The organism is Chryseobacterium sp. FH2 (genome assembly GCF_001045455.1).
In the GTDB taxonomy this organism is placed as follows: Bacteria; Bacteroidota; Bacteroidia; order Flavobacteriales; family Weeksellaceae; genus Chryseobacterium.
Map to the genome: position 1 here is coordinate 285,821 of NZ_LFNE01000001.1, position 19,610 is coordinate 305,430.

General features: G+C 33.9%; 21 protein-coding genes. 5 read left to right on the top strand and 16 right to left on the bottom strand.

Annotated elements, in window-relative coordinates; translation table 11 throughout:
- Positions 1–3: 3 nt before the first annotated feature.
- The 5 genes from ACM39_RS01395 to ACM39_RS01415 all read right to left on the bottom strand — a co-directional run bounded on the left by ACM39_RS01395 (position 4) and on the right by ACM39_RS01415 (position 3,737).
- The gene (locus ACM39_RS01395) at positions 4–510 is read right to left on the bottom strand and encodes an O-acetyl-ADP-ribose deacetylase (RefSeq protein WP_048509217.1); all 507 of its coding nucleotides are present in this window, start codon (positions 508–510) and stop codon (positions 4–6) included.
- A 6-nt stretch (positions 511–516) separates the two neighbouring features.
- Positions 517–930 (bottom strand): hypothetical protein, encoded by a 414-nt coding sequence (locus ACM39_RS01400; RefSeq protein ID WP_048509218.1) that lies wholly within the window; start codon positions 928–930, stop codon positions 517–519.
- 5 nt (positions 931–935) lie between these two features.
- Entirely contained in the window at positions 936–1,844 is a 909-nt protein-coding gene (locus tag ACM39_RS01405; protein WP_048509219.1) for an NAD(+)/NADH kinase, read from the bottom strand.
- A gap of 17 nt (positions 1,845–1,861) precedes the next feature.
- A complete protein-coding gene (locus ACM39_RS01410) occupies positions 1,862–2,833 on the bottom strand; it encodes an SPFH domain-containing protein (RefSeq protein ID WP_228377033.1) in 972 nt (323 codons plus the stop codon).
- Positions 2,834–3,041: 208 nt separating this feature from the next.
- Complete coding sequence (locus tag ACM39_RS01415) at positions 3,042–3,737, bottom strand: NUDIX hydrolase (protein WP_048509221.1); 696 nt, start codon at positions 3,735–3,737, stop codon at positions 3,042–3,044.
- 211 nt (positions 3,738–3,948) lie between these two features.
- On the opposite strand from ACM39_RS01415, the gene ACM39_RS01420 reads away from it, so the two are divergent.
- A complete protein-coding gene (locus ACM39_RS01420) occupies positions 3,949–4,158 on the top strand; it encodes a hypothetical protein (protein WP_048509222.1) in 210 nt (69 codons plus the stop codon).
- Positions 4,159–4,195: 37 nt separating this feature from the next.
- Here the strand turns inward: ACM39_RS01420 and lepA are convergent, their stop codons facing one another.
- The 5 genes from lepA to ACM39_RS01445 all read right to left on the bottom strand — a co-directional run bounded on the left by lepA (position 4,196) and on the right by ACM39_RS01445 (position 8,898).
- Positions 4,196–5,992: a translation elongation factor 4 gene (gene lepA, locus ACM39_RS01425; protein WP_048509223.1), complete on the bottom strand. Its 1,797-nt coding sequence runs from the start codon at positions 5,990–5,992 to the stop codon at positions 4,196–4,198.
- Positions 5,993–6,142: 150 nt separating this feature from the next.
- Positions 6,143–7,171, bottom strand: coding sequence for a hypothetical protein (locus tag ACM39_RS01430; protein WP_048509224.1), 1,029 nt, complete (start codon positions 7,169–7,171; stop codon positions 6,143–6,145).
- Between the two features lie 98 nt (positions 7,172–7,269).
- A complete protein-coding gene (locus ACM39_RS01435) occupies positions 7,270–7,779 on the bottom strand; it encodes a hypothetical protein (protein ID WP_048509508.1) in 510 nt (169 codons plus the stop codon).
- Between the two features lie 7 nt (positions 7,780–7,786).
- Positions 7,787–8,329: a hypothetical protein gene (locus ACM39_RS01440; RefSeq protein ID WP_048509225.1), complete on the bottom strand. Its 543-nt coding sequence runs from the start codon at positions 8,327–8,329 to the stop codon at positions 7,787–7,789.
- A gap of 17 nt (positions 8,330–8,346) precedes the next feature.
- Complete coding sequence (locus ACM39_RS01445; RefSeq protein WP_048509226.1) at positions 8,347–8,898, bottom strand: RNA polymerase sigma factor; 552 nt, start codon at positions 8,896–8,898, stop codon at positions 8,347–8,349.
- Between the two features lie 200 nt (positions 8,899–9,098).
- Between ACM39_RS01445 and ACM39_RS01450 the strand changes: the two genes are divergently transcribed.
- From ACM39_RS01450 to ACM39_RS01465, 4 genes are all read left to right on the top strand, one after another.
- A complete protein-coding gene (locus ACM39_RS01450) occupies positions 9,099–9,848 on the top strand; it encodes a Rossmann-like and DUF2520 domain-containing protein (RefSeq protein WP_048509227.1) in 750 nt (249 codons plus the stop codon).
- Positions 9,838–10,356 carry a KdsC family phosphatase gene (locus tag ACM39_RS01455; RefSeq protein ID WP_048509228.1) on the top strand — a complete coding sequence of 173 codons (519 nt, stop codon included), beginning with the start codon at positions 9,838–9,840 and terminating at the stop codon, positions 10,354–10,356. Before ACM39_RS01450 ends, ACM39_RS01455 begins: the two co-directional genes overlap by 11 nt.
- 10 nt (positions 10,357–10,366) lie before the next feature.
- Positions 10,367–10,921, top strand: coding sequence for a Maf family protein (locus tag ACM39_RS01460; protein WP_048509229.1), 555 nt, complete (start codon positions 10,367–10,369; stop codon positions 10,919–10,921).
- A gap of 87 nt (positions 10,922–11,008) precedes the next feature.
- Entirely contained in the window at positions 11,009–13,630 is a 2,622-nt protein-coding gene (locus tag ACM39_RS01465; protein ID WP_048509230.1) for a tetratricopeptide repeat protein, read from the top strand.
- 27 nt (positions 13,631–13,657) lie between these two features.
- Here ACM39_RS01465 and tsaB read toward each other — a convergent pair whose 3' ends face one another.
- The 6 genes from tsaB to rnr form a co-directional block, all read right to left on the bottom strand.
- A complete protein-coding gene (gene tsaB / locus ACM39_RS01470; RefSeq protein ID WP_048509231.1) occupies positions 13,658–14,338 on the bottom strand; it encodes a tRNA (adenosine(37)-N6)-threonylcarbamoyltransferase complex dimerization subunit type 1 TsaB in 681 nt (226 codons plus the stop codon).
- Positions 14,339–14,412: 74 nt separating this feature from the next.
- A complete protein-coding gene (locus ACM39_RS01475; protein ID WP_048509232.1) occupies positions 14,413–15,162 on the bottom strand; it encodes an SDR family NAD(P)-dependent oxidoreductase in 750 nt (249 codons plus the stop codon).
- 53 nt (positions 15,163–15,215) lie between these two features.
- Positions 15,216–15,587 (bottom strand): YraN family protein, encoded by a 372-nt coding sequence (locus tag ACM39_RS01480; protein ID WP_048509233.1) that lies wholly within the window; start codon positions 15,585–15,587, stop codon positions 15,216–15,218.
- Positions 15,588–15,627: 40 nt separating this feature from the next.
- A complete protein-coding gene (locus ACM39_RS01485; RefSeq protein WP_048509234.1) occupies positions 15,628–16,557 on the bottom strand; it encodes an LD-carboxypeptidase in 930 nt (309 codons plus the stop codon).
- A complete protein-coding gene (locus ACM39_RS01490) occupies positions 16,554–17,240 on the bottom strand; it encodes a LysE family translocator (protein WP_048509235.1) in 687 nt (228 codons plus the stop codon). Before ACM39_RS01490 ends, ACM39_RS01485 begins: the two co-directional genes overlap by 4 nt.
- 67 nt (positions 17,241–17,307) lie before the next feature.
- On the bottom strand, positions 17,308–19,461 hold the full coding sequence (rnr, locus tag ACM39_RS01495) for a ribonuclease R (protein ID WP_048509236.1): 2,154 nt from the start codon (positions 19,459–19,461) through the stop codon (positions 17,308–17,310).
- Between the last annotated feature and the right edge of the window lie 149 nt (positions 19,462–19,610).

Here is a 19,610-nt window from a genome sequence, read left to right on the forward strand (position 1 = left end):
TGTTTAATCTAATAATGTTTTATAAATCTCTTCGTTTTCATTATCAAAACAGACAAAAATAACTTTTTCAATGATTTCCGACTGAAAATTTTTAACTTCTTCAACTGCTATTTTTCCAGCCAATTCTTTCGGAAATCTGTAAACTCCCGTACTGATATTCGGAAAAGCAATTGTTTTTATCTCCAAGCTTTCTGCTAATTTTAAAGAGTTTTTATAGCAATTTGATAAAAGCTCGGAGCTTTTATCTTCATTATGATTCCAAATTGGTCCAACGGTATGAATGACATATTTTGCCGGAAGATTTCCGGCTGTGGTCGCAACAGCATCTCCTGTTTTGCACTTTCCTTGCCTATTTCGAATTTCCATACATTCATCTAAAATTTGTTTTCCGCCTGCTCGATGAATTGCGCCATCAACTCCACCTCCTCCAAGCAAGGATGAATTGGCAGCATTGACAATTGCATCTGCATTTATTTTGGTGATGTCGCCTTTTATTAATTTTATTTTCATCCTGTTTTAATTTTTTAATTTTAAAATCAAGTTCATAATTTCAGAATTTCCAGATGCTTTAAAATCTCTCCCTGTAAAAACTTTTATCACTTCAATATTTCCAATGATTGCCTGATTAAATGTTTCTAATTCTTCTGAGGGAACCCACAGTTCATTATGATTTCCGGCTCCGACATTTTGCGCCGGATATTTATTAACCTCATCTTCCAACACTTCAAGTTTGGTTACGAAGCCAAGATAGTTTCCTGCTTCATCTCTTGTATTCCATTTTTCAGCAATTTCGGAAGCATAATCTTCATCCAAAACAGGATAGAAAATCGGCTGCCATTCCAATCTCGGAGGAAATTTTTTGTAATTACTCTTTATAATTAAAACCATTTCCTTTTCTCCGACCGGTCTGTAAAGTATTCTTGTTTTCATTTTTCTTAATTTACCACTAAAACTGCTTCTTCGTCAGAAAGCCTTATTTCCACCGTTGCTCCACTGTTGAACTGTAAAAAATCCTGCTCAATCCCATCACTAAATATAAAACCATTATTCGGCATTAAAGATTCTACTGTCAATTTATTTCCTTTTTTCAGCTTCCCCCCGCATATGCTGGTTTGAGTTCTAATGCTTTTGAAAGGTTCTCTTACTGCAAAATACAAATCCTCTTCTTGCAGTTTTGGATAGTGCAAATCGGCTTCACCTAAAATTCCGAACGCCATATTGAAAATTGAACTCAGCCATCCCGTGCTTCCTGTTTTTGTAGAGACAATAATTCCGCTGGAAGAATGAGTTTCCTCTTTCCCGTTCAGCATGATTTTATATCTTGCCGAGCTGTGAGAAGAAATACCGATGAATAAATCATTTACTGCCAATAATCTTTGACCGTCGTTCAGAACAGCTTCTGCAAATTTCATCTTCCTTGAACTAAAACTTTCGTTGAATACAGAATTCACTCCACTCAAAAAGTTTTTTACCGTGAAAGGAAGTAAAACACCATCATATCTTTCCTCGTCAGGATTGATTGCCACAATCGGAATATTTTTAGAATATTTAGCAACATTCGCAACCAAACCGTCTTGTCCAACCACTACAATTAAATTATTTTCAGAAAAAATATATGACGGAACAAACTCTCTTTCGATTACTTTATTTTTGACAACTTTTGAAAGCTTGTTCTGAACTTCAAAAAATGATTGATAAAACATCTCATGCTCAGCCACATATTCCTGAAAATTCCCTCCCGAACTTTCAATATAAAACTGAGCCTGGGCTTTGGTATTAAATCTTTCAATCAAAGACTCAAGCCGTGTTTTATTTTTGATGATAATGGCGTATTCGATTTTCATTTTTGAGGAGTTAGAGATTAATTTTTTAATAAATTCTCAAGCAAATCAGGACTTATATTCAGATTACCAATTTTGCCGGCATTTTCAGCCAATTCTCTGAACGCAAGAGCAATATTATTTTTTGCATCTTGTTTTCCGCTCAAAGCGCTCAACACTTTCCAATCGATTTCTTTATAAGGTTTCAAAGAAGCTTCTAAAATATAGCCTTGAGTTTCAGCTTCTTTTCTGTCGTTTTCAGTTTTTTGTCCAATCAGTTGTTTTCTCTGATTTTCGACAGAAATATCAGCGGCAATTTTCATTTCTCTCAAAATCCTGTTGTTTTCTTCCTGCTGCACCTCAGTTTCCATTCTCTTTTCTTCGATCTGCTTTTGTTTTTCTTCAACGGCAATTTCGGTATTTAACTCAGATTCCTTTATTTTTCTTTCCTGTTCAACCGCAAAATTTCTTCTTTCATAAATAGCTTCATCGGCCTGCTGTTGAAGCTTTTCTCTGGTTTCCGTTTCCAATGCTCTTGCCATTTCAGGAGAGGCCTGAACCGCCAGGATATTGGCTCCCAAAATTTCTATTCCCATTGTTTTTATTGTTTCAGAATCCATCAAACCATTCAAAATATTTCCTTCGATTTGCTTTGCAGATCGTATTGCGTCTTTTAAACTCAATTCGTGAATAAATGATGCCGTTGAAGTCTGTGCAAGGTTGATGATTCTTTGATTCAACTTTTCGATATCATTTTTCTTATAAATTCCAGCTTCGTTTACCGTAAAATCTAAAGTGTTCGAAAGTGCTTTAGGATCAGTGATTTTATAGCTTATCTGTCCCTGAATTTTTATTGTCTGATAATCAAAAGTATTTTCATTAAAGATAAACGGCAGATCATTACTTCCCATAGGAATCGCAACGATAGAGCTGTTTGGAGCAAAATAAAAAAATGACAATCCTCTTCCTTCTTTTACAATTTCTCCGTTTTTAAAATGGAGAACGTAAGTCATTGAGTCAAATTTGATGTGTCTGAAACCGAACATAGCTTTAAGTTTTAAATTAATATTTGTGTTGTATTTACGCTAATTGAAAAATGTACAACAAACCTTAATTGCGTTATTTTTACACAAATTTACAGAAATATTAATTTATCTACAAAATTAATTTGCGTTATTTTTACACTAAAAATTTAATACACTGATTTTCAGTTACAAAATATTATTTAATTTCAAAGTAAAACCCTTGCTCTTCAAGTTCTTTATATTTCTCCTGATTAAAAGTAAATAGCTTACCGGGCCTGCCGCTACCTTCTTTCTTAAGATTATTTGTTTCATTTAAAAGTCCGTAACTCATGATTTTCTTACGAAAATTTCGCCGGTCAATTTCTTGCCCAATAATGGTTTTATAAAGATTTTCAAGATCTGAAAATACAAATTCCTCATTCAGAAGATTGAAGCCAATAGGTTGATATTGAATTTTCGTACGAAGTCTTTTCAGCGCAATATCAATAATATTTTGATGATCAAAAGCTAATTTTGGGAGATTGTTGACACTGAACCACTGTGCGTCTTCAGCATCTGAGTCTGCGAACAACTCATGATAAGATGGATTTACAAGCCCTAAATAAGCCACAGAAATCACTCTATTTCTAGGATCACGGTCAACCTTACCAAAGGTATAAAGCTGCTCTAAAAAATCGGGCTCTATTCCTGATTCTTCACGAAGTTCTCTTTTTACCGCATCATCCAGGTTTTCATCGTCTAAAACAAGTCCGCCAGGAAGCGCCCAGCCTCCTTTGAAAGGTTCGATATTTCTTTTAATCAAAAGAATTTGCAAATCCTTTTTATCAAAATATCCGAAAATAACTGCATCTACAGCAACTTTTATATCCTGTAATTTTTTTGACCCTTTCATTCTATTAATTTGCGTTATGAATACACAAAAATACAATTTAGATTTCAGAACTTCAAAAAAATTTATATCGAAGAAAAAACAGTGAAATCACTGTACTGAAATCGTGATTTTACTTATTGATTTCAAGAAAGTTATATCCAACTTTGATATATGCAAAAAGGTGAAGCCAAAAACCTGAAAAATAGGCAATAAAAAACTAATTTATATCATCATGAAAACATTATTAAGGGCTATTATAGTCATCATCATTATCATTGGCGGGGTTATTATCATCGTAGTTGGAAAAAAACCTGTACCAGAACCGGAATGTCTCGTATGCGGACCAAACCTTGTGAGAATGCTGGGAATCGCGGAAATTATTCTCGGATTGGGGGCATTGGTAATTCAGGGAAATCTCATAGAAAAACAAAGAAATCTATGAAAATAAAAAGACCGATAAAATTATCGGTCTTTTTATATTAATCATTTAGCTTCAGAACTGCCATGAATGCTGATTGCGGTACTTCTACTCTACCAATCTGTTTCATTTTCTTTTTACCTTCTTTCTGCTTCTCTAGAAGCTTTCTTTTTCTGGAAATATCCCCTCCGTAACATTTTGCAGTAACATCTTTTCTTAAAGCCTTAATCGTTTCTCTGGCAATAACCTTTGCTCCCAAAGCCGCCTGAACTGCAATATCAAACTGCTGTCTAGGAATCAGTTCACGAAGTTTTTCACACATTTTTTTACCAATATAGTAAGCATTACTATCGTGAATTAATGAAGAAAGTGCATCTACCATATCACCATTGATAAGAATATCCATTTTTACCAATTTGGACGCACGCATTCCGATTGGTGTATAATCGAATGACGCATATCCTTTTGATATGGATTTCAAACGATCATAGAAGTCAAAAACAACTTCTGCCAAAGGCATATTGAATGTTAGTTCTACCCTGTCTGCCGTCAAATAGCTTTGATTGACAATTTCACCCCTTTTTTCGATACACAGTGTCATCACTGCACCAACGAAATCTGATTTGGTAATAATAGAAGCTTTAATGTATGGTTCTTCTACTCTATCTAAAATATTGGGATCCATCATTTCTGACGGGTTATTAATCAGGATTGCAGTTTCAGGATCTTTTTTAGAATAGCCATGATACGAAACGTTCGGTACAGTTGTAATAACATTCATATTAAATTCTCTGTCAAGACGTTCCTGAACGATTTCCATGTGAAGCATCCCTAAGAACCCGCATCGAAAGCCAAAACCAAGTGCTGCAGAACTTTCCGGCTCGAAAACCAAAGAAGCATCATTTAATCTTAATTTTTCCAAAGAGAATCTTAATTCTTCAAAATCTTCAGAATCAATAGGATAGATACCTGCAAAAACCATTGGTTTTACTTCTTCAAAACCATCAATAGCTTCAGAAGCAGGATTTTCAAATGAAGTAATCGTATCTCCCACCTTTACTTCTCTTGCATCCTTAATTCCTGAAATAATATAACCTACATCGCCACATTCAATCTTCTTTTTAGGAACCTGTTTTAGCTTCAAAGTACCTACTTCATCAGCTCCGTATTCTTTTCCTGTTGCGAAAAATTTAATTTTTTCGTTTTTAGAAATACTTCCATTTACAACTTTGAAATAAGCTTCAATTCCTCTGAAAGGATTATAAACTGAATCAAAAATCAAAGCCTGTAACGGCGCATCCGGATCTCCAACCGGAGCCGGAATCCTGTTTACAATCTGCTCAAGCAAATCATGAACACCCTCACCCGTTTTTCCGGAAACTCTAAGAACATCTTCCGGCTTACATCCCAAAAGACCCACGATTTCATCAGTCACTTCTTCAGGGTTTGCTGAAGGAAGATCTATTTTATTAAGAATAGGAATGATCTCCAGATCATTTTCCAATGCCAAATACAAATTACTAATAGTCTGCGCCTGAATACTTTGCGCAGCATCTACAATAAGAAGCGCTCCTTCACAGGCAGCAATAGAACGGGAAACCTCGTAGGAAAAATCTACGTGTCCCGGTGTATCAATCAGATTTAAAATATATTTTTCTCCTTTATATTCATAATCCATCTGGATTGCGTGAGATTTGATCGTGATACCACGTTCTTTCTCCAAATCCATATCATCAAGCGTCTGAGACTGTAATTCTCTTTGAGTAACCGTATTCGTATACTCCAAAAGACGATCCGCCAAGGTACTTTTACCATGGTCGATATGAGCGATTATGCAAAAATTTCGTATGTTTTTCATTTAAGAACTTGTAATTTGCAAAGATAATAAAATGCAAGAGAATTCCTTATTCTATTTTGTCATGTGAAAAATTATTTTAAATTGATCAATAACATCAAAATTTTGGTCATTAATGAGACTATTCTCCACACTTATACTTAATAAAATTGTCTACTTGGGTTTATCAAAATTTTCGGGTAAAATATATTCTCCTGTAAGCCTATCAATTCCTATTCTATAATACAACGCATTCTGTTTGCGGATTTTTGTGACTGCAGCATCTATTACAACTGCTACTAAACTTCCAACAATACCCGCAGACCCTGCTCCTACGATAATCGGCGTACTGTTATACTGCGGGAAAATTTCCTCCTGAGACGCCATTATAAAAATCCCTTCATTATCTTTTTCAATCTCAATGATATTTGTGGGTGTCTTTTTATAAGCAATCCCGTTATCGATAATTGCGAAAACATCTCTGCCTAGATTATCATAGCCATCCACTCTTTTCACTCCTTTAATAATTCCGTCTTTATTCTTTCTTACCATAAGTTCTTTATCCGGTGTCTGCTCTGCAAATGACTTATAATCTCTATAAACACCATCCGTAAAAGACCCTGAGCTATAAATGGGTAATTGTTCAGATATTATTTTTTCATAGTTTCCAAGATCCATTTCAGAAATAGGAACACTCAGTCCTTTTTCTGTATATGAACTCTTTATAATATTGGCTAATTCTGATGATATTTTGGCTGCAATGACTTTTGTAATATAAGCATGATCTTTCTGCGGATAGTCTTTTGATATGTTAGCTTTTTTCAAAAAATAATACTTGTCATTCCGTTTTAAAAAAGTAGAAACTTTCATTTCCAGATGCCCCGTAGTAGATCTTTTTTCAGATATATCTTTAACCTTTAAATATTCCAGCATAATGAAATATTTGGTGTTTCCTCCTTCTTTATTATCTTCTAAAAACCAATCTGAAAATAATTTTTCAATATCTTCATTTTCGAATTTTACTTCATAAGGCTCTTTTCTGTGAGAAATAATCCCTATATTTTTATCTTCTCTTCTATCAATTAAAGTAAGAGATTGTGCAATATGATTTTTATCTTTTATACTATTTCTAAGCTCTATAAATTGATTTTTTTGAGCTGAAATAAATATTGGGAACAAAAAGAACAAAACAATTTTTTTCATAATTTAAATTTTCAGGTAAAACTAAACATTCCTTCTAAAAATTAAACGACTCTCACAAGTAAATTGTAAGAGTCGTCCAACATTAAAAAAATAAACTATTATGGGTTTTGTCTGGGTTTTGGAGCATTATTGTTTCCATGAGGTTTTCTTTCGTTCATTTTATCTCTCATCATACCTTCTGATTGAAACAGCTTCAAAACTTTTTGGCAAGGAATTACCTCCTGCATTTTATCAGCATATCTTTTTCTATTATCTAATAACTTCTGTCCTACTTCAAAACTCTGCTGTAATTTAGCTTTAGCTTCTTCGTCGGATAAAGTTTCAGGATTAAAATTAGAATCAAATTGATTTTTAATCTGCTTCTGATTATCCAGGTATTCATTATAAAGCTGAGTAAATTCTACTTTGTCATTTGGATCAATTTCCAGATTTTCCATCACCATATTATTCCTAAACTTTGTAAGAAGCGCTTTTCTCTCTTCGGGAGAAAGATTGTTTATTACCTCTTTTCTTTGTTTAGGGTCCATCTTTTTCCAGTCGTAATCCGTCCTCTGGGCATTCAAGCCAAAACCATAAATAATAAAAAGTGTAAATAATATCTTTTTCATCTTTCTTTTAATTATATAAATCCAAATAAACATCCTGCGTTGAATTGCTTGCTAACTCTGAAATTTCAGCATTAGAAAAAGAATCCAAATATTCATTCATTTGAGCTTCATTCTGTTTTGAAACAGTTTTTACTGTTTTTGTTTTTGGTTCAGTTGTTTCTCTTTTCCCTTTATTGTCATGTGCATAGAATGGTTTACTTTCTTCTTGACTTTCAACTATTTGATCATTATTTTCAACAGAAGTTAAATCAGACTGTAAAGTTTCATATGCTGTTTCACTCTCCATCTTGGATTGTTGATTATTCAAAGCATAAGTTTGCTGTGAATTTTCATTTCCTTTTGATTCGTCATTTGAATTAATAACAAAAGTTGCTCCAAAAACCAATGCTAATGATGCAGCTGCAGCATACACCCAATTCAGCTTAAAGATAGGCGCTTTTCTGTTAGCTTTTACATCATTCATTACTTTTTCCTGAATATTTTCAAACAAATTATCAGGTACTGTGTAAATATTTTTACGTTCAAGTTTTTCTATATCAAACTCTTTCATCTTTGTTTTCTCAAAAATTATCTTTCGTAATTTTCCTTAATATATTCTTCTATTTTTTGTTTGGCATAATGATAATTCGTTTTTAAAGTACCTACCGACATATCTACTATTTTTGATATCTCTTCGTAAGGCAAATCATCATAGTACCGCATCATAAATACCAGTTTCTGCTTTTCAGGCAGGCTTTGTATAGCATTCTGTAATAATAATTGTATTTCCTCTGCACTTCCTTCTGTATTATCAGCAATAAGATTTTGCATGTGATACTCGGGATCTTCATCAGTTTTCTGCATTTTCTTCATCTTATTTACCTGTTGTAATGCTTCATTGGTAGCAATTCTGTACAGCCATGTGTATAGTTGGCTATCATTTTTAAACTGGTGAAAATTCTGATAAGCTTTAATAAAAGTATCCTGCAGAGTATCCTGAGCAAGATTTCCGTCCACAATAATTCTTCTTATGTGCCAATACAATCTACTCTGATAAGCATCCATCAGGGCGCGAACTCCTTGTTCTAGAGTTCGTGGGTTTTGCATCAACGAAATAATTTCCGTGTCCTTAATCTTCATAAGATGCTTTCACTGTTTTGGATTACAAAAATAACTGAAAGTTAAATTACTTATTCAATTTTTAGTCCAAATATTAAAAATATTATCAGATAGTTACGTTATAAGCTTTATATAACAGGTATCCGCAGCTTTATAAGAATATACAATTCGATGCTTTTTCCTTTCTTTTTGAAATCAACGTAAAACCCTATCTTTGTTATATGCAAATTGTAATAATCGGTTCCGGGAATGTAGCCTATCACTTGGCGAAAGCATTTGTTTTAAAAGGGATTCCTTTAGCTCAAATTTTTGGGAGGAACGAAAAAGAATTAAATAAAATTTCTGAAGAATTAAATATTTCATACTCAACAGAAGAACTGGCTGACGCAGATTTGTATATTATCTGTGTAAGTGACAATTCTGTAGAAAATGTTTCTAAAATAATTACTGAAAAAGACTGTTTAGTTGCTCATACTTCGGGTTCACTTCCCAAAGAGATTTTAGTGGGTGAGTTCAGGAAATCAAGTTTTTATCCTTTGCAGACATTTTCAAAGTCTAAAGAACTGGATTATTCCAACATTCCTTTTTTTATTGAAGCTGAGAACGAAAAAGATAAAAATTTACTTTTTGAAGTTGCATCCAAAATTTCAAAAAATGTAATGGAAAGTACTCATGAAAAAAGAAAATACATTCATTTAACAGCAGTTTTTGCCTGCAACTTTGTAAATCATCTTTTTTCAAGAGCAAAAGAAATTTCAGATTCTCAGAAAATTCCGTTTGATTATTTTTTACCGTTAATTGATGAAACAGTTCAAAAAATTCATGAGATTGATCCAAAGTCAGCACAAACAGGGCCAGCAGTAAGAAATGATGTAAGAATACTGGAATTACATGAGCAGCTATTAAAAGACGATAGCCTTGAGATTTATAAAACAATGAATCATTCAATTCAAAAAATGTATGAGTTATAAAGAGAAATTAAAAGATATAAAAGCATTTGTATTTGATGTAGACGGAGTTTTCACAGACGGCAGCGTGTATCTGATGCCCGGAGGAAATATGAGTCGAGTGATGAATGTTTTAGACGGTTATGCGGTAGTTAAGGCCTTAAAAAACAATTATTTAATAGGAGTGATCACAGGCGGAAATGACGAAATGGTAAAGCACAGAATCAATTATCTCGGAATTCAGGACTATTATGCAAAATCTCATAATAAAATGGCCGATTTTGAAGATTTTAAATCAAAATACAATCTTAAAAACGAAGAAATTTTAACGATGGGAGACGATTTACCGGACATTCACATTATGGAAATCTCTGCCATCGCAGCGTGCCCTGAAAATGCAGTTCCGGAAGTGAAAGGAATTGCAACTTATATTTCACCAATTAAAGGTGGAAGTGGGGCAGTGCGTGATGTCATTGAGCAGGTAATGAAAGTTCAGGGAAATTGGCACGATGACAACACACAGTCTGTTTAATTAATTGATAATGAAAATATTACTAGCATCACAATCTCCCAGGAGAAAAGAACTTTTATCCAATTTAGGATTCGAGTTTGAAGTGGTAAAAATAGATTGTGAAGAAATTGTTCCTGAACATATTAAAGTAGGAGAATCTGCAGCTTATTTATCTGAATTAAAGGCTGATGCATTCCGAAAACTGGAAAAAGATGAAGTTTTATTAACAGCAGATACAGTAGTAGCCTTTGATAATCACCTTCTTGGAAAACCAAAAGACGAAGATGATGCAAAGAAAATGCTTCAGTTTCTTTCAGGAAAAATACATCAGGTGTATACGGGAATTACTGTTAAAACTTTAGATAAAACTATTACAGAAACAGATGTTGCCAATGTAGAATTTGATGACATTACAAATGAGGAGATAAGCTATTATATCCAAAATTATAAACCCTTCGACAAAGCAGGAAGTTACGGCATTCAGGAATGGCTCGGAATGGTTAAAATCAAAAGGATAGAAGGTAGTTTTTATACAATTATGGGACTTCCTACTCATTTGGTTTACAAAATTTTGAAAGAAATATAAAGAGTTTCAATATAAAATTTTATTATTTTTACAAAATCATCAACTCTTTTTATAATAAAAAGCAGATTAGCGAGTTATATTGAATAAATGAAAAAGAATATTTTATTCCTTTTAACAGCTTGTATTGTTATCTCCTGCGGGACAAAAGTCAAGAAGCCGGAGCAGCGATCTAAGTTTATGAAAGGATTTTCCACATATTACAACACATTATTTAATGCAAAAGACGCATTAAACACTGAGTTTGAGACAAGAGACAAGGGACATAAAGATAATTTTTATGCTCCTTATATTCCTATTCTTACCTATGAAGATCAGCCTTTGGGAAGTGACCTGGGACAATCTGCAGCATTTGCTGAGAATTCCATGAAAATGGCTGAAATCAACAGACAGTCTTCAAAAAATGATCTTCCTCAAAGGCCAGATGGCAACAATCCTAGAGGTAATAATTCTCCCTCAAGACCACAGGATGCAACAGATCAAAATGCAACAAAAGGGGCTACAACATTAGAAATTGCAGAAGCAAAAGCATTAAAAGCTATCAACAAATATTCTGTAATCAAAAATGGAGAGGAAAAGAATAAGAAAATTTTTGATGCTTATATGATTCTTGCCCAATCCAGAATCTACAGAGGAAAATCATTGGAGGCTTTAGATGCATTAAACTATGTTTTTTCCCATATGAAAGAAGATAAAAGACTTCCCTTGGCAAGGATTTATCAAGGTTTGGCTTATGCTCAGATTAAAGATTATCATAAAGCTCATGAAACTTTTGCGAAGCTTAAAGATGAGGGAATCAGTAAGACATATGAAAAATTATTAAGCATTTATTATGCTGAATCGCTTTTGGATGCCAATAGGAAGGAAGATGCTGTAAGAGAACTTGACCGGGCTTTTGACCTGAATAGCAATAGAAAGCTGAAGAGTAGAATTGCTTATTTGCGCGGACAGGTTTTACAGAATTTAGGCCAGAGTGAAAAAGCCAGAGAAAGCTTTGTTTCTGCTTATAAATATGCGAATGATTTTGAATTCGAAGTAAAATCTCAGATAGAAGTAGCTAAAACATTTAATGGAAAAGGCGATTATGAAGGAGGCAAAAGATATCTTGAAAATATAAGTGAAAAAGGAACTTACGGTTCCAGAAAAAACGAATTTTATTATGCTTTAGGGTTAATGGCTAATAAAGCAGGAAAGAAAGCCGAGGCACAGGAATTCTTCAAAAAATCATTAAAGGAGAAGGTTTCCGATCCTCAGGTTCGTGGGCTGGCTTACTATGAAATCGGTAATGACTATCTTGGGAAAAATGATTATATCGGAGCCGGAAGCTACTATGATTCAGCTCTTGTGGTGATGACTTATGAACCTTCAAAGGTGCTTTTGAAAGATCAGTCTGAAAACATCAAAAAGATATCCAAAAACTACTATTTAATCAAAAAGAATGACAGTATTTTATCGTTGGCTAAGATGACTACTGAACAAAAAACTGATTTCTTCTCAAAATATATTGCCAAACTTAAAGCTAAAGAAGAAAAAGAAGAGCTTGAAAGAAAACGTGCAGAAAGAGCAAAAGGTTTTGATACAGGAGATTATAGTGCCAATTCAATATTCGCAAACAATTCTAACGGTTTTGAAGATTTTGGTGTGGCTACCAAAGGGTTTTATTTCAGTAATGCGGGAACGGTAAGTAAAGGAGCTTCCTCATTTAAACAGGTTTGGGGGGACAGGGCACTGGTTGATAACTGGCGTTTTTCTAAAAAAATGTCTTCCATTGAGGATATGAAAAATGAGGCCTTAGGACAAACTTCAGCTCCTAATCCCAGACGTTTTGAGCCTACTTATTACATTGAACAGATTCCTACTGATGCTTCCAAATTATCTCAATTGAAGAAAGATAGAGATACGGCTTCACTTGGTTTAGGTATTATGTATCAAAACTATTTTACAAATACTCCTTTGGCTACAAAAACTTTATATGATCTGGTAGATGTAAAACCCGAAGAAAAGGTAATGTTACAAGCTCTCTATGAAATTTTTGCCATGAACTATGAGAAAAATCCTCAGGCTTCTGAAAGAGCAAAACAAATATTAATAACCGATTATCCTTATTCATCTTATGCAGAATTTGCAAGAAATCCGAAGAATAATACTTTCGTGAAATCATCAGAAGACGTAGAAAATGAGTATAAACGTGCATATGCTTTATTTGAATCAGAAAAGTTCAATGAAAGTAAAGATGTCATTGATCAGACTATTCAGAAATATCCTAAAGATGCACTCGTTCCAAAATTATCATTATTAAATGCATTTAATGCAGGAAAATCGAGTGGGAAAGAGGTAATGATATTGCAGCTTGAACAGATTGCCTTAAACTATTCTAAAACACCTGAAGGCATAAAAGCTAAGGAAATGCTGAATTATATGAAAAGTGACCTGAGCTTCCAATCAACTGATAATAAAGGAAATGTGCTTCCTCAAAGACCTGGGGAAAATAATGGAACTCCCTCTCAATCAAACCCTGCCCAGAATAGCAATAATACTCCTGCTAATAATGTTCCTCAACAGCAGCCATCATCTTCACCTGCAAACAACAGCAATATGCTTTTGGATGACGTTAATGCGAGCCCACAATCGCCGGTTCCACAACAGAAAAAGCAAAATAAGAAATCACAGCAGCAAAATAATCCTAATACGATTCCACCGAGACCACAATAAACAGTTTATAAATAAAAAAGCGAAGGATTAATCTTCGCTTTTCTTTTTCTTTACTCCATGGAAATCTTTCAGATAAAATGGTTCAAAGTACGCAATGTCTTCAAATTCTTTTTTATCAATTTTTTCCAGCGTTTTCTTGATTAAATATTGTGCGGAAGGGTAGATGTTCTCATTAAAATCAGCATCCGGAAGCCGTAAAATATCTTTTGCTTTTTTCGCTCCGTCTCCCACAAATATTACTTTTTTGCCTTTAAATTCCTCAAAAGAATTTTCGTCTAAAATTTTTGCTTCCGTTGAAGAGAGTTCATATCCCGTTTTCCCGTCATAAACGGCCGTATAAACCTCCATTCTCCTTGCATCAATCAAAGGTACTATAACGTCATAGTTTTGCTCTAAAAAAGGCTCTGCCATACTTTCTAAAGAATTGATGGCAACCAATGGAACTTTTAGTCCATAACAAAACCCTTTTGCAGAAGAAGCTCCAATTCTAAGACCTGTATAAGATCCCGGGCCTTTTCCTAAGGAAACTGCTTCAATATCCTTGATCGAAATTCCGGCCCCTTCCAATGCCCATTCTACAAAAGTATGAAGGCTTTCAGACTGCTTATAATTTTCAGAGACCTCTTCGGTTAAACATAATAATTTTTCATTATCTGAAATGGCTACTGAGCAGTTTCTTGAGGAAGTTTCTATGTATAAAATTTTCATTTTTTTATTTTAAACTAAAAGGCAATTCGCAAAAATGCTTTTAAATATTTTGCAAATTTAATGCTTTTTCAAAACTACTTCCTGTAAATTGTTCTCGGCTCAGCCTGGGCACTCGGATAAATGGTCATATCAGAAATACAAACATGTTTTGGCGCATTCACGCAATATGCGATAGAATCTGCAATATCCTCTGCCTTTAGCGCTTCATAACCTGCATATACATTGGAAGCTTTTTCGCTGTCCCCTTTAAATCTCACCAGTGAAAAATCTGTCTCTACTGCTCCCGGCTGAATATTTGTCACTTTAATTCCAAATTCAGTTAATTCCAATCGCATTCCTTCGGAAATAACATCAACTGCTTTTTTAGTTGCACAATACACGACTCCGTTTGCATAAGTCTGTCTTGCTGCCACTGAACTAATGTTTACGATATGGCCGGAATTTCTCTCTTTCATCATAGGAATGATCATTTTAGAGACATATAAAAGACCTTTCACATTCCCGTCAATCATAGAATCCCAATCATCTGTTTTTCCGTCAGAAAGAGGATCTAAACCATGAGCATTTCCTGCATTATTAATCAGGACATCTATATTTTTCCACCCTTCAGGAAGGGAATTGATGGCAGTTTCAACTTCATTTAAATTCCTTACATCAAATTTCAAACTAAATATTTCGGTAAAAGAAGAAAGTTCTTTTTTTATTTCATCTAAAACTTTAGATCTTCTGCCACAAATGATAATCCTGTTTCCTTGTTTTGCAAGAAGCCCGGCAGTGGATTTCCCTATTCCGGAAGTAGCTCCGGTAATCAATATTGTTTTCATTTTTTAAGCTTTTACCTATCGGTTATCAGCAATTGCCTACAACCAACAGCGAATTAATTGGCATCAAATGCTTCAAAAGCATCGGCTATATGTTCAATAATTAAATTTCCATTTTTGTCCGGAAGAACAGAAATAATATCAAATCTCACTTCATTGTTTTTGTTAAATTCCTCCAAATAATGATTTGCCGCTGAAACTATTAATTTGATTTTAGTTTTTGTAACAGCTTCCTGAGGTAACATAAAAGCATCTGTAGAGCGGGCTTTGACTTCAGCGATAATAATTAAATTATCCTTTTCAGCAATAATATCAATTTCAGCTTTTTGAAAGCGGAAGTTTCTTATTAAGACTTTATAGCCGTTTTTTTGTAAAAATGCTGCTGCTAAATCCTCCGCTTTTTTTCCAAAATCATTGTGAGTTGCCATATCTTGCCTTACAGTATTCGAGGTTTACTTTTAAAAGAATTTAAAACTCAACCTTTACCTTATCCTCAACTTTTAGCTTCACATTTCCTCCGACAATCAAAGGCCTGTTATCCTTAATATGGCCGTTCGGAAAACCGAAAATTACAGGGAATTTGTATTTTAAAATCCTGTCTGAAATTAATTGATAAGCAAATTCATCAAAACTTTCTTCGTATTGCTTATTCTCTTTTTCATCGCCCATATTTGTCATTCCTCCGACAATTAAACCTGAGATTTTATTGAAAACTCCGGCTAGTTCCAAACTCATAATCATTCGATCAAGAGCATAAAAATTTTCGCCAATATCTTCAATAAATAAAATTTTATCTTTAAATTTAAAAGAATATTTAGTCCCTAGAAGCGCATAAATCAGCGCTAAATTTCCTCCAATCAATTCTCCTTCAGTATTCCCTTCTTTATTAAACTGATGCGACTTAAGGGTGTACTTTGGAGTTTTTCCCTTTAAAATATCAAAAATCAAATCATAACTTTCCTCAGTAACTCCGAAACTTGAAGTTTTGATTGTTTGCCCGTGAATAGAAGCAAAACCTTTACCTAATAAAAAGCTTTGAATCACTGTATTATCAGAATAACCAATGTACCATTTCGGATTTTTAGTAAAATGTTTCAGTTTTAAATGTTGGATTAAATGCTGACATCCATAACCACCTCTGGAAGCCCAAATCGCAGAAATTTCATGGTCATTCAGAGCCCAATTGATGTCTTTTATTCTTTCCTGTTCTGTTCCCGCGTAATTGTAACCGTTAGAAAATTTTGCGTAAAGATGTTCTCCTAAAACAGGTACAAAACCTTTATTTTTAATCATCTCAATTCCTTTTTCCAATTGAGAAGTGTCTACAGCTCCTGCAGGAGAAATTACAGCAATTTTATCACCTGTTCTGAGTGGTTTTGGAAAGATATTTTTTTTCATTTAGTTTTTTGATATTTTACTTCAGTCTTTTCAGCTTCTTCCAGCCGCCTATCAAACTGATTGAATTTTTTGAAGCTCTGTAAGAAGATAAAGAAACTGAATATGATAAGGATCCCGCCAACAATTCTTCTGATTCTATTGGCTAAATTTTGTGTCAGTTTATCATGAAATTGTTTTGCCAGAAAGATTTTAGCAAGATCTATACATAAATAAGTTCCGATAACAATCCCGATGTAAAGAACAAAACTAGAAGTATCCGGATACTGATTTCGAACCGAAATCACGGTAACCAACCAAAATAAAATAACTCCAACGTTCAAAAGATTGAAGAAAAATCCATTCATAAAGGTCTTAAAATAATTTTGACTGATGATTTTTTCTTCTCCGGGCATATGCATTTTGGTCTTGGTAACCATCATTACAATTCCGTATATAAAAATAAGAATTGAGGTAATTCTATAAAAACCGGGATGTTTATCTATCAAAGTTACAATATCTGCACTTGCATAATAAGCTGCCAAAATACATAACAAATCTGCAGAAATCACTCCAATATCGAGTGCTAAAGCATGTTTTGGACCTCTGGAAAAGCTGGTTTCAATGAGTAGGAAAAAAATAGGTCCTATAAAAACCAAGCTCAGCATGAATCCTAAAATAACAGCTGAAAGTATAAGTTCAAACATTCAATAACTTTTTAAATGAAAAATAATTTTCATCCCATTTTATACAAATTTAAACTTTATGTTTTAATTAATCAACTATCTTAAAATCTAACTGCTTTTGGATTAAATTAGCTTTAACAACTTTTATCTTTACCTGATCTCCCAGCTGATATCTATTACCTGTTCGTGATCCGTAAACAGCGTGGGTAGATTTATCGTAAGTATAAGAATCATCCATAAGATCTCTCAATTTGATCAAACCTTCCGCCCCGTTTTCAGGAATCTCTACCCAGAAGCCAAATTCTGCAACCCCGGAAATCACACCATTGAAAGTTTCTCCCAAATGCTTTTCCATAAACTTTACCTGCATAAATTTGATAGAATCCCTCTCCGCATCTGCAGCTAATCTTTCCATTGAGCTGCAATGCTTTGCTTTTTCTTCCAGTTCAGGTTTACTTGGAGATTTTCCACCATCTAAATAATGTTGCAGCAAACGGTGGGCAAGTAAATCAGGATAACGACGAATAGGAGAGGTAAAGTGGCTATAATACTCAAAACCAAGACCATAGTGGCCGATTGGTTCTGTGGAATATACTGCTTTACTCATACTCCGCATTGCCAAAGTTTCAATCATGTTTTCTTCGCCTTTACCTTTGACATCGTGCAATAATCTGTTCAAAGATTCTGCAACCTTTTTGGTGTTTGCCAAATCCATTTTATACCCAAAAGTGGAAACAAAATCCCTGAGGGATTCTAATTTCGCAGGATCCGGATCATCGTGAACCCTATATATAAATGTATTTTGAGAAATATCTCCCCGCTTATTTAACGAAACAAATTCCGATACTTTTTTATTTGCCAAAAGCATGAATTCTTCAATCAAATGATTAGAATCCTTGCTTATTTTAAAGTAAACTCCAACGGGCTCGTTATTTTCATCCAGATTGAATCGGACTTCACTTCTATCAAAGGTAATTGCTCCGTTCTTGATTCTTTTTTGACGCATAATTTTCGCCAATTTATCTAAAACCAAAATTTCTTCTGCAAAATCACCATCTTTTCCTTCGATTCTTTCCTGAGCCTCTTCGTAAGTAAATCTTCTGTCTGAATGAATTACCGTTCTCCCAAACCATTGTTTTTGAATCTCAGCATTATCATTTAATTCAAAAACGGCTGAGAATGTAAATTTATCTTCATGCGGGCGAAGTGAACAAACATCATTACTCAAAACTTCAGGCAGCATAGGTACAACCCGATCAACCAAATAAACAGAAGTAGCTCTTTCATAGGCTTCATCATCCAAAATAGTTCCCGGAACTACATAATGAGAAACATCCGCAATGTGAATACCAATTTCCCAGTTTCCATTTTCTAATTTCCTGATAGATAAAGCATCATCAAAATCTTTTGCATCTTTCGGGTCAATCGTGAAGGTAGTAATACCACGCATATCCCGGCGTTTTGCTACTTCTTCATCATTGATAGTTCTGTCAATTTTCTCAGCATCCCTTTCAACTTCTGCAGGAAATTCATATGGTAAACCGTATTCGGCCAAAATAGAGTGAATCTCTGTTTCGTGCTCTCCAGGAGCCCCTAAAACCTGAATAATTTCACCTTCAGGATTTTTATCTCCAGGTTTCCATTCTGTCATTTTTACGATAACTTTGTTACCGTCTTCAGCTCCTCCGAATTTTCCTTTCGGAATAAAAATATCTGTATTAATCGTTTTTTTATCGCAAACAACAAATCCGAAATCTTTATGAGCAACCACTTGGAAAATTCCGACAAATTCCGTCCGCGCTCTTTCTAAAACTTCAATCACAGAACCTTCAAGCTTTTTTCCTTTATAAGTATATGTGATAATTAAAACTTTATCACCCTGCAAAGCATCTTTTACGTTCTTGGAATGGATAAAAATATCATCCTCCATACCTTCCACACTTACATAAGCATTTCCGGATTGGTTAAAATCTATAGTCCCGGAAAGAGTTCCTGCAATTTTTAGATTTACAATATATTTTCCTTTTTCAGTTTCCTTAATTCTTTCAGAAGCCTGAAGTTTATGCAAAGCCTGAATTACAAGTTCTCTCTGTCTTGGATTTCTGTAATCTATTCCTTCTGAGATCTGCTTATAATTATAGATCTTAGTAGAATTTTCATTCATAAAACGCAGGATTAATCTTCCGATTTCCATTAGTTTATGATCATTTTTTTGACTTATATATTTTCTTTTTTTTGGCATTTTAATTCATTATTAATTAGTTACAGTTTTAATCAGATTAAAACCGTGTTTTAAATTCATCTTTATATATAAAGAGAATTTTAATTTTTATTGTAAAATTTACTACTGTAATTTAACAACATCAATTTTCCTTCCAATATTTTACAATA